Genomic DNA, 12,941 nt, shown 5'->3' on the forward strand with positions numbered 1-12,941 from the left:
GCTCGCAAGCTCGCTCGCAGCTACTCGATCGGCGGTTGAGGGCCGGGCTCGCAGGCCAGCTGTCGTCGCCCTAGCTCGCAATCCCGCTGACAGCAACCGATAATCCACCGAGAGCAACCGATAAACCACCGACAGCAACCGGGCCGGTTCGGCCACCACCCACCAGTGGTTGCTGTCGGTGGTTTCTTGGTTGCTGTCGGCGATTCTTGGGGTGCTGTCGACGGGTTCAGGGGTTGCGGTGTTCGGATTCCCACACCGCGTAGAGCTCGTCGAGATACGGCTCGATCTCGTCGTAGGAATCCCAGGTGTCCGGTATCTCGTAGGTCGACTCGTACCGCGCCCCGACCGGCATCAGCGGAAGTGCACCGAGATAGGCGCGGTAACACTCTTCGGTGAATCGAGCGGCCCGCGCGGTGAACGTGGATGCGTAGAACTGCCCGACGAAGTGGTCATCGGCGAAGCGCCCCGGTGACACGCCGCGGTCGTCGACCGCACGCATCACCGCGGCACGACCGTCGAGATCCGGTGAGATCATGCCGCGCTTGGCCGCCCATGCCAGGAAGACACCGATGTGGAATGCGGCCGCGGTCCGGTCCAATCCCAGGTCGGTCACGGAGTCGGTGTGCCAGTCTGCGTCGTCGTAAGGCATACCGCGACGTTATCCGTGCGCCCATGGGTACACGAGGGCCCTGCGTCACGCGAACGACGGCGGGAACAAATCGACTGCCCGGATCATCAGCCCGCGAGATCCGCATGCCGCGTACGCAGGTCCTTCTTGAGGATCTTGCCGCTGGGGTTCTTCGGCAACGCGTCCGTGAACACCACGAACTTCGGCCGCTTGTAGCCGGCCAGATGGTCGGCGAGGTGCGCATCGACCTGGTCCCGGGTCAGCGTGACGCCCTCCTTGGGCACCACCACGGCAGTCACCGCCTCGATCCATTTCGGGTGCGGCACACCGAAAACCGCGACCTCGGCGACGCCGTCGAGCTGATAGATCGCCTCCTCGACCTCACGGGACGCAACGTTCTCGCCGCCGGTCTTGATCATGTCCTTCTTACGGTCGACGACCGACAGGTAGCCCTCCGCGTCGATGATGCCGAGATCGCCGGAGTGGAACCAGCCGTTGCGGAAGGCGGCTGCCGTCTTCTCTTCGTCGTTGTAGTAGCCGAGCGCCGCGTGCGGACTGCGGTGAACGATCTCGCCGACTTCACCGGTCGGCACAGGGTTGTCCTCGTCGTCGACGACCCGCGTCTCGACGTTGAGTGCCGCCCGGCCTGCGGAACCGGCGCGCGGTATCTGCTCACGTGGCTGCAGAATCGTTGCCAGCGGCGACATCTCGGTCTGTCCGTAGAAATTCCAGAGCGACACGTCGGGTAGTCGGCGTGCCATCTCGCGCAGCACTTCCACCGGCATCGGAGATGCGCCGTAGTAGCCCTTGCGCAACGACGACAGATCACGTCGATCGAAGTCCGGATGGCGAAGCAGCGAAATCCACACGGTCGGTGGGCAGAAGAGCTTGGTGACGCGATGTGACTCGATGGTCGACAGGATCGTCGCGGGGTCGGGTGCAGGCAGCACGATACTGGTCGCGCCGAGGTAGACGTCGACCGACAAGAAGCAATCCAACTGGGCACAGTGATACATCGGCAGCGAGTGGATCTCCACGTCGTCACCGCTCATGCCACCGTCGATGATGCACGAGACATATTGTGTGATCAACGATTTCGAGGACAGCAAGACACCCTTGGGGCGCGATTCGGTGCCCGAGGTGTACATCAGACGCAACGGATCGTCGTCGGCGACCGGCACCTGCGGCGCCGTGACATCCCCGTCGAGCATCCAGCTGTCGACGTCCTCCCAGCCTTCGGCGGCCGCGACACCACCCAACACGATCCGACCACGCGTCGCGTAGGTGAGCCCCGACAATTCCATCGCCTTGGCGACCGTCGGCACGAGTAGGTCTTCGGCGACCACGGCCCGCGCACCCGAATGATCGAGGATGAATGCGATCTCTTCGGCTCCGAGTCCGAAATTCACCGGAACCAGCACCACCCCGAGACGTGCTGTCGCGAAGACGAGCACGGCGAACTGCCAGCTGTTGTGACTCACGAGGGCCAGGCGGTCCCCCTTGGTCAGCCCTCTCGTGGTGAGCGAGTTGGCGCAGCGATTGACCGCGGTGTCGAGGTCCGCGAATGTCAACGTGGTGTCGCCGTTGATGATCGCGGTCTTGTTCGGGACGCGAAGTGCAGTCCGGCGCAACAGATCACCGACGGTGTGCTGGCGTGCCGTGTCGATCGCAGCAGTGGTCTGGGGTGTGTAGATCTCGATCATGACCCGTCCTTCACTCACGTCCGGGCCATCCCCGGAGGGTAATCCAGATCACAGTATCAACCGGTGTCGGCCGGTGGTGTACCCAGCGCCATCGACACCAGCGGTCGCATCGCCGGCGCGAGCTCGCCACGCCGAGGATCGGCGCGTCCATGCAGTCCGTGGGTATGCGCGAATGCGATGCCTTCGAGAACGGTGATCAGCCGATCCGCGGCGGCCTCGGGATCGGCGATCGCACGCGAGCGCATCAGCGCAACCGCCGCATCCACCGAGAAGAAGCAGCGTGCGAGCACGTCGACGATCGCGCTGTCGTCGACCGGTTCCTGCACCAGCGCCGCGCGGGCCAGCACGTCGCGACGTCGATCGGTGAGCAGTTCGTCGAGGTAGTCCGAGATCAGCTCGATCGCGTCCGGGCCACGCCCGTCACCGCCGAAGCGTTCGTCGAATGCGGCCCGCGATCGGTCGACCAGTCGTTGTGCCGCTGCCGAGATCAACGCCTGTCGCGTGCGGAAGTAGTACGACGTCGAGCCTTTCGGCAACGACAGATGACGATCGACGGCCTGATGGCTCACGGCATGATTGCCACCTGCCGCAGCCAGGTCGAGGGTCGCGTCACAGATGATCTGGCGGCGGTCGAAGCGGGACACGACTCACACTCTACCCAATCCTCTACGATGATAGAGTTTTCGTCATGTTCCGATTCGGACGTGCGACGACGCACCCGACGACGACGCCCGCGTCGTTCTCGATCGCGGCAGATCGACACGGCCTCACCCTCGACGCGAGTCAATGGCGTGCCGTCGACGCGCTCCTCGGCGATCGTGACGTCTATCTGACCGGCCCGGCCGGGCGGGGAAAAACGTGGTTGCTCGACACGCTCGCCGATGCACTGCCGACCGACACCGTACTGCGCAGACACTGGCATGAGTTCGTCCGCGATCTGCACGTTCTCATTCGTCGCCACGGCGGTCTCGACCGCGCCGTCGCGAGCCTCGTCGCCGACGTCCGCGTGTTCTGCTTCGACGAGTTCCACGTGGACGATCCGGCCGACGGGATCTTCGTGCGCCGACTCCTCGACGCAACCGCGGCAGCGGCCGTCCGCGTGGTGGTCACCTCGAATCTGCGCCCGGACCAACAGATGCCCAATCCACTGTTCCACAAGGACTTCGCACCCACCGCCCGGATGATCGAGACGCGGTTTGCGGTACTCGATCTCGATGCCGGCATCGACTACCGCACACTGCCTGGTCATCGGACCGGGTTCGCCAGCGGACAATGGTTGACGTCGGATACCCCTCTCCTGCAACACCTCTCGTCGAACATGGGCGTCGGTGTCGGTGGAAGGTCCTTCACCGCCAGGCAATCCACGCCCGAGCGTCTCTGGGTCGACTTTGCGCAGATCTGCGGCATGCCCCTCGGCGCAACCGACTACCTGGACCTCGCCGCCCGCCACCGGCGGTGGATCGTCGACCACATCCCCGACCTCGCGATCGCGGGTCGAGAGCCCGCGATGCGGTTCGTCCACCTCGTCGACGTCCTCTATGACCGCGATGTCCCCACCATGTTCGTGGCGGATGTCCCACGAGACATGTTCGGCCGCAACGGAAGAGTGCCACCAGGGACCGCTCGGCTACTGAGCAGACTCCGGCAGGTCCGCGAGAACCCCGCCGAGTGGTGAACGGCGAAGTGTCGCCACATGCGCCCGGTGTTCGAGATCCGTCGGCTCGCCGTCCTCTCTGCGGCGCCGCGCACAGAGGACGGAATAGCGCGCCGCGATCCGATGTTGCCTACTTCATGAGTAAAACAATCGTCATCTTCGGAGGCACCGGATACGCCGGTGGCCACATCGCACGCGAGGCAGTCGGCCGCGGCCACACGGTGATCTCCTACAGTCGCTCGGGCGCCCCCGCCGATCCGATCGAAGGCGTGACCTACACAACCGGCAGCCTCACCGATGCGAACGACCTGGCACAGGCCGCCACCGACGCCGACGATCTGGTGATCGCCGTGCACGGCGCCGACGTGGGCGGACATCCGTTGCTCGATGTGGTTCCGCAGATCGTCGACGCGGCGATCACCCACAATGCGCGCCTCGGTGTCGTCGGCGGTGCAGGCAGTTCACTCGTCGCCGACGGCGGACCACGTCTCGTCGACACCCCTGAGTTCCAGGATGCGTGGAAGCCCGAGGCGCTCGCCCATGCGGAGGTTCTCGAAGCACTTCGGGTGGCCCCTGCCGAACTCGACTGGTTCTATGTATCCCCTGCCGCCCTGTTCGGTTCGTTCGCACCGGGCGAGACCACCGGCAGCTACCGGACCGACAAGGACCTCCTGGTCACCAAGGACGACGGCAGCTCGGAGATCTCCGGCACCGACTACGCGCTCGCCTTTGTCGACGAGATCGAACAACGCAACCACGTACGGGAACGCTTCACCACCGGGCACTGAGCTTCGGGGCCGCCACCGTCCGGACCGTGGCCGCGCGTGCGCGGTCCGGTGATGGTCGCCGGTTGGGGCGATGCCGCCCCGCCCAGCACCGACGGCCCATTGACGTGACGTCCTCGACCCGCCTTTCGAGGGCGGATCTCACGGCGCCTTCGAAATCCGGGCGGTTTCCGGGGACTGTCAGGCCCTCAGCCAAGGCCATCGCCGGCGACCTCGCACAGCACTGAGACCCTGAACGCCTCAGCGCGGCAGCATACCGTCCAGCACGATCGAGAGGTACTGGGTCGCGATGTCGTCGGCGGAGAGCGCCCCGCCCGGGCGATACCAGCGCACCGCCACCCAGACCGTGTCGCGCAGGAATCGGTACGCGAGTTCGACGTCGAGGTCGGCGCGGAACTCACCGTCGTCGACGCCTCTCTTCAGCACCGCATGCCAGAGTTGACGGAACTCGGCATTCAACTCGTCGATGTAGATGAAACGTTCTTGCGAGGCAAGACGTTTGGCCTCGTCCTGATAGATCGCGACGGCGTTGCGTCGGGTATCGATCGACTCGAAGGAGGCGACCACGAACTGTCGCAGCGTGTCGGTCGCCGACAACCCCTGCGACGAGATCTCGCGGTATCGAGCGAAGAGATCGTCGAGGAATCCGCGTAGGATCTCATCGACCATCGACTCCTTGGAATCGAAGTGGTGATAAAGGCTTCCGGACAGGATGCCCGCGGCGTCGGCGATGTCGCGCACCGTCGTCGAACGCAACCCCTGCTCGGCGAACATCTTTCCGGCGGTCGCCAGGAGTTCGTCGCGACGGGTCGAACCGGTAACGGTGCCGCGTGGTGCCATTGGTCCACCCTAGCAAGCGCTTGGCCGGTTTTTCCGTCGTCACCAACGGCCCGGTGCGCGCCGCACCGAAAGCAGGCCGGCCGGGCACCCCCCAGAGGTGCCCGGCCAGCCTGCCATGGTGCGACGTTCAGCGTCGCTTGAGCTTCTTGATCGCCCGCTTGTTGAGTCGAGTCCAGAACTTCAACTGGCCGTCGGTCATCTTCTTGTCGCGTGCGGTGAACGGCGGCGACATCATCTCTGCCACCGACATCGGCAGCTTGGACACGGTGACCGCACGGGCGTGACTGAACGTCTCGAACCCGAACCGGCCGTGGTAGTTGCCCATGCCGCTCTTGCCGACACCACCGAACGGCAGACCACCGCTGAACAGGTGCGTGGCGAAGTCGTTCGCGTTGATCGAACCGCTGCGGGTGTGGTCGGCGAGGTTGGCGAGGTTCTCGTTGTCCTCACCGGACCAGTACATCGTCAGCGGATGCGGGTGGCTGCTGATGTGACTGATCGCCTCGGACAGATCGCGGTACGGGTACACGGTGAGCACCGGACCGAAGACCTCGTCCTCCTCGATCTTCATGCCGGCCTTGACCCCGGTGAGCAGGGTCGGCGGGATCTTGCGCGCCTCCGCGTCGGGCAACGACTCTCCCGCCGGCACGACCTGCCGCTTGGTCGCGCCGAGCTGTTCGGCATCCTCGATGAGTCCGACGATGCGGTTGTAGTTCTTCTCGTTGATCGTCGCGGTGTACTCGCGGTTCGACCGGACCGTCGGGAACTTCTCGGTCCACCGCGCGATGACCTTGTCGGTGAACTCGCCCAGCTTGGCCTCGGGCACGAACACGTAGTCGGGGCACAGGCAGACCTGCCCCCCGTTGACCATGCGAGCGTCCGCGAGGAACTTCGCGGCCTTGTCGATGTCGGCGTCGGGGTCCACGACGGCAGGGTTCTTGCCACCGAGTTCCAGGGTCACCGGCACAAGGTTCTTGGCGGCCTCCTGCGCGACCGACGCACCCACCTCGGGCGAGCCGGTGAAGAACATGTGGTCGACCTTGAGCTTCGCGAAGTCCGAGCCCGACCCATGCTTGCTGGTGATGATCGCCAACTCTTCGATGGAGAAGTAGTCGGGAGCATGCTTGGCGATCACGTCCGTAGTGCGAGCGGTGATCGACGACGGACGCATGATGACCCGGTTACCGGCAGCGAAAGCCGAACCGGCGGGCACGATGGTCAGCTGCAGGGGGAAGTTCCAGGGCCCCATGATGCCGACGACGCCCAGCGGGTCATGCCGCAGGCGCTGCTTGAAGCCGGCGACACCCTGCGCCTTGGCGACATTGACCTCTTTCATCCACTTCTCGGCGTGACGACGCTGGTGGGTGAGGTCGATCATGCAGCCGACGACGTCAGCCGCGACCGACAACTCCCGCGGCCGCGTACCGAAATCGGCGTCGAGCGCCTCCGCGATCTCGTCGGCGTTGTCGAGGAGCAGCGACGAGAGTCGCGTGATGCGGTCGATGCGGGTCTTGGCGTCCGGGATGCCGTCGCGCAGGAACGCTGCACGCTGGATCTCCAGCAGCTCGGACATGGTGTGCGCTTCCGACGACACCCGACCGGCGGCGGTCGCGGCGTTCACCTCTGCTGGTTTGGTCATTACGATCCTCCGACACTTGTGACTACGGCTGTGCAGACGTCTTGAGACGATCCAACACGTTTGTTCCACCATAGTATGCGTCAGATCACAGAGTTCTGGCCACACCCGTTTTCAGATGCTCGCTGGTGGCCGGGCTACCGGCGTCGCGTCGCCGTCAGCGGTTTGCCGTCGCCCGGGGTTCGCTGTCGCCCGGCTCCACGTCCCCAGGGTTCACCGTCGGCCGGGTTCACCGTCGGCCGGGTTCACCGTCGGCCAGAAAACCGCCCGAGATAACCGCCCAGCAGGGACGACCCGTCGACATAACGCCCTCACCCCAGCCCTCGAGGGCGGATCTCACGGCGAGCTCGAAATCTGGGCGGTTTCCGGGGTGGGTAGACCGGTCCGAAGCCACGCGACGCGCCCACCGCCGACCCCAAGACACTCGCTCCCCTTCGAGCTCCCCTCCGAGCGCCGAGAGCAACCGATTTTTCGCCGAGAGCAACCACATTTTCGTCGAGAGCAACCGGCGTCGCCGCCCCGATTGTCGCCGCCACGCCTGGCCAGGCGTGGTGCAGGTTCGTCGACGTCTGTGCGAGACCGGCCGGGTTCAGCGCGCGAATCTGGTTGCTGTCGGCGCAAAATCGGTTGCTCTCGGCGCAGAATCGGTTGCTGTCAGCGCGAACCCGGTTGCTGTCGACGTAGAACTGGTTGCCGTCAGCGCGAAGTCGGTTGCTGCCGGCGAAAGAGCAGCCGGGCCGGGACAAAAGACAACCGTCGGGCACACCCGGTCCTGGGCGTGCCCGACGGTGAGGATCGGGTCAGAGACGTTCGATGATCGTGACGTTGGCGGTGCCGCCGCCTTCGCACATGGTCTGCAGACCGTAGCGACCGCCGGTGCGCTCGAGTTCGTTCAGCAGCGTCGCGAACAGTTTGGCGCCGGTCGCACCGAGCGGATGGCCGAGCGCGATGGCGCCACCGTTGGGGTTGACCTTCGCGGGGTCGGCGCCGGTCTCCTTGAGCCAGGCCAGCACGACGGACGCGAAGGCCTCGTTGATCTCGACGACGTCGATGTCGTCGATGGTGAGTCCGGTCTTGCCCAGCGCATACTTGGTCGCCGGGATCGGCGCCGACAACATCATCACCGGATCGTCGCCGCGAACGGACATGTGATGGATGCGGGCCCGCGGGGTCAGTCCGTACTCCTTGAGCGCCTTCTCCGAGACCACCAGCGTCGCCGACGCACCGTCGGAGATCTGCGACGCGACCGCGGCGGTGAGTCGGGACCCTTCGGCGAGAGGCTGCAGGCCGGCCATCTTCTCCATCGACGTCTCGCGCGGGCATTCGTCGACGACGCAGTCGCCCAATGCCACGTTCTCCTTGTCGAAACGTCCCTCGGCGATGGCCGCGCGCGCACGCTCGTGCGACTGCAATGCCCAGCGCTCCATGTCCTCACGGCTGATGTCCCACTTGTTGGCCATCATGTCCGCGCCGTTGAACTGCGAGATCGACTGATCACCGAACCGCTCGCGCCAACCGGCGGATTCGGCTGTGGGGGTGGTGAACCCGAACTCCTGCCCGGCGATCATCGCCTGCGAGATCGGGATCGCACTCATGTTCTGGACTCCACCGGCGACGACGACGTCCTGAGTGCCACTCATCACGCCCTGGGCGGCGAAATGGATTGCCTGCTGCGACGATCCGCACTGCCGGTCGACGGTGGTCCCCGGGATGTCGAGCGGCAGACCGGCGGCCAACCATGCCGTGCGGGCGATGTTTCCCGCTTGCGGGCCGATGGCGTCGACGCAGCCGAACACCACGTCGTCGACGACATTGGGGTCGAGGCCGGTGCGTTCGATGATCGAGGAGATCACGTGCGCGCCCATGTCGGCAGGGTGGCTCTTGGCCAACGAACCGTTGCGTTTGCCGACCGGCGTGCGGATGGCGTCGACGATGTAGGCCTGCGGTGTGGTCATGTGGATGTCTCCAATTCTGTTGTCAGGCACGCTGGCTCGAGATCGAAACGACCTCGCCGGTGAGATAGGTGGTGTAGTCGCTGGCGAGCATGGCGATGGTGGCGGCCACCTCCCACACCTCGGCGGCGCGGCCGTATGCCTCGGCCGAGGCGAGCTCGTCGAGCAGGTCGTCACTGGTGACCTTCGCGAGGAAGGGGTGTTTGGCGATCGACGGTGCGACGGCGTTGATGCGGACTCCGAAATCGGCGGCCTCCACCGCGGAACAACGGGTCAGCGCCATGACACCCGCCTTGGCCGCAGCGTAGTGCGCCTGACCGCGCTGGGCACGCCAGCCGAGCACCGATGCGTTGTTGACGATGACGCCACCGTGCTCGGCACCCCGGAAGTAGCGCAGCGCGGCTCGCGTCGCACGGAAGGTGCCGTTGAGGGTGATGTCGAGGACGCGGTCCCATTCCTCGTCGGTCATGTCGGCGACCGGGGTCTCACCGCCGAGCCCGGCGTTGTTGACCAGGACGTCGATGCGTCCGAGTTCGGCGGCCGCAGCCGAGATCAGCGCGTCGACCTGCTCGGATTCCTGTACGTTGCAGACGAACTGGCTGACGGTCTGATCGCCGAACTCCTCCGCGAGGCGCGTCTGGGCCTCCCCGAGGCGTCGTTCGTGCCAGTCGCTGATCAGGACGTCGGCGCCTTCGAGCAGCGCACGCCGCGCGGTGGCGAATCCGATCCCGGTGCCCGCCGCGGCGGTGACGACCACTTTGCGGCCCAGAAGCAGTCCGTGGCCGGGGGTTTCCTCGGGCGGCGTGGCGAGCGGGGAACGTCCGGTTTCGACAGAAGATGCGGTCACTGGCGAGCCTCTCGGGGAAGGCCGAGCACACGCTCGGCGATGATGTTGCGCTGCACCTCGTTCGAACCGCCATAGATGGTGTCGGCGCGGGTGAACAGATACAGGCGTTGCCATTCGTCGAGTTCGACGTTGTCGGGGTCGGTGATGTCGTTGGCGACGCCCTCGACGGTGTGCGTGGGACCCAGCAGGGACGGAGGCCCCACCACGGCCATCGCCAGCTCACCGAGATCGCGATGCCAGTTGGCCCACAACAGCTTTGCCACCGATGCCGCACCGTCTTGGGAGACGATGTCGCCGGCGAGGGTGCGTTCGGCGTTGGCCCACATGACCTTCAGTCCGATCCATGCGCGGGTGAGTCGGGAGGCGATCTCCGGATTCTTGGCCGAGCCGTTGGCTTGTGCGAGCTCGGTGATGTTGCGGAGTTCGCGTTCGAAGCCGACCTGCTGCCCGAGCGTCGACACCCCGCGCTCGAACTGCAGCAAACCCATCGCCACTTTCCAACCCTCGCCGGGCTCGCCGACGATGAGGTCGGCGTCGGTGACCGCGTCGTCGAAGAAGACCTCGTTGAACTCCGAGGTACCGGTGAGCTGCTGGATGGGGCGGACGGTCACACCGTCCTGATCGAGCGGCACCAGCAAGAAGCTGAGCCCCTTGTGCCTGGTGCTGCCCTTCTCGGTCCGGCAGATCACAAAGCACCATTGCGCGACGTGCGCCAACGATGTCCAGATCTTCTGCCCGTTGATGATCCAGCGTCCGGAACCGGACTCGTCGTCGAGGCGGGCACTCGTGGCGACACCGGCCAGGTCCGATCCGGCGCCCGGCTCGGAGTACCCCTGCGCCCACAGTTCCGTCACGTCGACGATGCCGGGCAGGAACCGTTGTTTCTGCGCCTCGGTGCCGTATTCGATCAGTGTGGGTCCGAGCAGTTCCTCGCCGAGGTGGTTCACACGCGCCGGAGCGTTGGCGCGTGCGTATTCCTGATGGAAGATGATGCGCTGCTCGAGTGTGGCGCCCCGACCGCCGTAGCGGGTCGGCCAGCCCAGGCACGTCCAGCCCGACCGCGCGAGATGCCGGTCCCAGGCGAGTCGGTCGTCGAAGAACTCGTGCTCGCTACCCGGGCCGCCACGCCCCTTCAGATGGGCGAATTCGCCGGCGAGATTCTCGTCGAGCCAGGCACGGACCGCGGTCGCGAAGATCTCCGCGGCATCGGGCGTGCTGCGCGCCCATTCACCGAGGTCGACGGACCGATCGGCCAGGTTGATCGAGGTCATGACCGCTAGCATAACTCACCAAGCAAGTGCTAGGTTGGGGACATGGAGCCGATCCTGACGACCCCGGCCGCCCTGCGCCGGGCCGCCCAGACCTGGCCCGACCAGCTCGCCGTCGTCGACGAGCAGTGGGGGGACCCTGTCGAACTGACCTGGACCCGGTTCGCCGACGAGATCCGAACCTTCGCCGCCGCGCTGATCGCGTCGGGCGTCGAGGCCGGCGATCGCGTCGCCGTCTGGTCTCCGAACAGCCATCACTGGCCGATCGCCGCACTGGGCACCCACTACGCCGGCGCCACCCTGGTGCCGCTGAACACCCGGTACACCAGCAGCGAGGCGATCGAGATCATCGAACGTTCCCGCGCGCGGGCGGTGGTGGTGTCGGGCGAGTTTCTCGGCAACGACCATCTGGCCGAACTCCTCGCCGAGCATGCCGCTTCACTGCCCGACGTCGTCGTCGGCGTCACGCTCAACGGATCGTCGGAGGTTCCCGACGGGGCGGTCGAATGGTCGGCGTTCCTCGATCGCGCCTCCGACGACACCCTCACCGAGGCCGAGCGTCGCGCGGATGCGGTCGCACCCACCGACATCTCCGACATCCTGTTCACCTCGGGCACCACCGGCAAGTCGAAAGGCGTTCTCGCCGAACACCAACAGACGATGGCGGGTTCGACGGCATGGGGTGCCAACGGGCGCCTCTCACCGACCGACCGCTACCTGATGGTCAACCCGTACTTCCACACGTTCGGCTACAAGGCCGGCATCCTGCCGTGCACGCTGTTCGGCGTCACCATGCTTCCGCTGGCCGTCTACTCCCCCACCGCTGCGATGGAACTTGCTGCGGCGCAAAAGGTCACCGTGTTCCCCGGAGCACCGACGATCTTCCAGACCATCCTCGACGATCCCGATCGTGCGAATCACGACCTGTCGTCGCTGCGCCTGGTCGTCACCGGCGCGGCCATCGTGCCCGTCGTACTCATCGAGCGCCTGCAGAGCGACCTCGGCGTCGACACCGTGGTCACCGCATACGGTCTGACCGAAGCCAGCGGCTTCGTCTCCACCTGTACCCCCGACGACGACGACCAGACCGTCGCCAACACGTGCGGGCGCGCGTTCGACGGCATGGAGATCATGCTCTCGGAGCAGGGTGAGGTGCTCGCGCGCGGCAAGATGGTGATGCGCGGCTACCTCGACGACCCGGCCGCCACCAAGGAGACCATCGACGACGACGGTTGGCTGCACACCGGCGACATCGGCACCCTCGACGAACGCGGCAATCTCACCATCACCGACCGGCTCAAGGACATGTACATCAGCGGCGGGTTCAACGTCTACCCTGCCGAGATCGAGCAGACCCTCGCGCGGCTCGACGGTGTCACCGAATCCGCCGTGATCGGCGTGCCCGACGATCGGCTCGGCGAGGTGGGTCGCGCGTATCTGACTCTCCGCGAAGGTGTTTCGCTCGACGAAGACGCCGTGATCGCCTACTGCAAGCAGCATCTGGCGAACTTCAAGGTCCCGCGGTCGGTGATCATCCTCGATGCCTTCCCGCGCAACGCCGCGGGGAAGATCCTCAAGCGCAATCTGAATCCGGGTTCGTAGTAATAGTCGGCATCAGACCCCAAGTT

At 65.7% G+C, this 12,941-nt stretch carries 11 protein-coding genes; 3 read left to right on the forward strand and 8 right to left on the reverse strand.

Going from position 1 to position 12,941, the window contains the following annotated elements:
• Window positions 1-226: 226 nt before the first annotated feature.
• The 3 genes from AAFP35_RS23680 to AAFP35_RS23690 form a co-directional block, all read right to left on the reverse strand.
• On the reverse strand, window positions 227-649 hold the full coding sequence (locus tag AAFP35_RS23680; RefSeq protein ID WP_419224126.1) for a hypothetical protein: 423 nt from the start codon (window positions 647-649) through the stop codon (window positions 227-229).
• Window positions 650-735: 86 nt separating this feature from the next.
• On the reverse strand, window positions 736-2,331 hold the full coding sequence (locus AAFP35_RS23685) for an acyl-CoA synthetase (RefSeq protein ID WP_419224127.1): 1,596 nt from the start codon (window positions 2,329-2,331) through the stop codon (window positions 736-738).
• A 56-nt stretch (window positions 2,332-2,387) separates the two neighbouring features.
• Window positions 2,388-2,975 carry a TetR/AcrR family transcriptional regulator gene (locus AAFP35_RS23690; RefSeq protein ID WP_419224128.1) on the reverse strand — a complete coding sequence of 196 codons (588 nt, stop codon included), beginning with the start codon at window positions 2,973-2,975 and terminating at the stop codon, window positions 2,388-2,390.
• A 44-nt stretch (window positions 2,976-3,019) separates the two neighbouring features.
• On the opposite strand from AAFP35_RS23690, the gene zapE reads away from it, so the two are divergent.
• Window positions 3,020-4,006 carry a cell division protein ZapE gene (zapE, locus tag AAFP35_RS23695; RefSeq protein WP_419224129.1) on the forward strand — a complete coding sequence of 329 codons (987 nt, stop codon included), beginning with the start codon at window positions 3,020-3,022 and terminating at the stop codon, window positions 4,004-4,006.
• Between the two features lie 116 nt (window positions 4,007-4,122).
• Window positions 4,123-4,773, forward strand: coding sequence for an NAD(P)-dependent oxidoreductase (locus AAFP35_RS23700; protein ID WP_419224130.1), 651 nt, complete (start codon window positions 4,123-4,125; stop codon window positions 4,771-4,773).
• A gap of 237 nt (window positions 4,774-5,010) precedes the next feature.
• Here the strand turns inward: AAFP35_RS23700 and AAFP35_RS23705 are convergent, their stop codons facing one another.
• From AAFP35_RS23705 to AAFP35_RS23725, 5 genes are all read right to left on the reverse strand, one after another.
• Complete coding sequence (locus tag AAFP35_RS23705) at window positions 5,011-5,610, reverse strand: TetR/AcrR family transcriptional regulator (RefSeq protein ID WP_419224131.1); 600 nt, start codon at window positions 5,608-5,610, stop codon at window positions 5,011-5,013.
• A 127-nt stretch (window positions 5,611-5,737) separates the two neighbouring features.
• On the reverse strand, window positions 5,738-7,249 hold the full coding sequence (locus tag AAFP35_RS23710; protein ID WP_419224132.1) for an aldehyde dehydrogenase family protein: 1,512 nt from the start codon (window positions 7,247-7,249) through the stop codon (window positions 5,738-5,740).
• A gap of 797 nt (window positions 7,250-8,046) precedes the next feature.
• Window positions 8,047-9,201, reverse strand: a complete 1,155-nt coding sequence (locus tag AAFP35_RS23715) for an acetyl-CoA C-acetyltransferase (protein ID WP_419224133.1) — start codon at window positions 9,199-9,201, stop codon at window positions 8,047-8,049.
• A 22-nt stretch (window positions 9,202-9,223) separates the two neighbouring features.
• Complete coding sequence (locus AAFP35_RS23720; RefSeq protein ID WP_419224134.1) at window positions 9,224-10,045, reverse strand: SDR family oxidoreductase; 822 nt, start codon at window positions 10,043-10,045, stop codon at window positions 9,224-9,226.
• Complete coding sequence (locus AAFP35_RS23725) at window positions 10,042-11,316, reverse strand: acyl-CoA dehydrogenase family protein (protein ID WP_419224135.1); 1,275 nt, start codon at window positions 11,314-11,316, stop codon at window positions 10,042-10,044. Before AAFP35_RS23725 ends, AAFP35_RS23720 begins: the two co-directional genes overlap by 4 nt.
• A gap of 42 nt (window positions 11,317-11,358) precedes the next feature.
• Between AAFP35_RS23725 and AAFP35_RS23730 the strand changes: the two genes are divergently transcribed.
• On the forward strand, window positions 11,359-12,915 hold the full coding sequence (locus AAFP35_RS23730; RefSeq protein ID WP_419224136.1) for a FadD3 family acyl-CoA ligase: 1,557 nt from the start codon (window positions 11,359-11,361) through the stop codon (window positions 12,913-12,915).
• Window positions 12,916-12,941: the final 26 nt, after the last annotated feature.

The sequence above is a fragment of the Gordonia sp. CPCC 206044 genome, from assembly GCF_048537895.1.
GTDB lineage: Bacteria > Actinomycetota > Actinomycetes > Mycobacteriales > Mycobacteriaceae > Gordonia.

Bases quoted from the DNA above. Each gene is read 5' to 3' on its own strand.
- AAFP35_RS23680 (WP_419224126.1), bottom strand. From the start codon at position 649: ATGCCTTACGACGACGCAGACTGGCACACCGACTCCGTGACCGACCTG.
- AAFP35_RS23685 (WP_419224127.1), bottom strand. From the start codon at position 2,331: ATGATCGAGATCTACACACCCCAGACCACTGCTGCGATCGACACGGCA.
- zapE (WP_419224129.1), top strand. From the start codon at position 3,020: ATGTTCCGATTCGGACGTGCGACGACGCACCCGACGACGACGCCCGCG.
- AAFP35_RS23700 (WP_419224130.1), top strand. From the start codon at position 4,123: ATGAGTAAAACAATCGTCATCTTCGGAGGCACCGGATACGCCGGTGGC.
- AAFP35_RS23705 (WP_419224131.1), bottom strand. From the start codon at position 5,610: ATGGCACCACGCGGCACCGTTACCGGTTCGACCCGTCGCGACGAACTC.
- AAFP35_RS23710 (WP_419224132.1), bottom strand. From the start codon at position 7,249: ATGACCAAACCAGCAGAGGTGAACGCCGCGACCGCCGCCGGTCGGGTG.
- AAFP35_RS23715 (WP_419224133.1), bottom strand. From the start codon at position 9,201: ATGACCACACCGCAGGCCTACATCGTCGACGCCATCCGCACGCCGGTC.
- AAFP35_RS23725 (WP_419224135.1), bottom strand. From the start codon at position 11,316: ATGACCTCGATCAACCTGGCCGATCGGTCCGTCGACCTCGGTGAATGG.
- AAFP35_RS23730 (WP_419224136.1), top strand. From the start codon at position 11,359: ATGGAGCCGATCCTGACGACCCCGGCCGCCCTGCGCCGGGCCGCCCAG.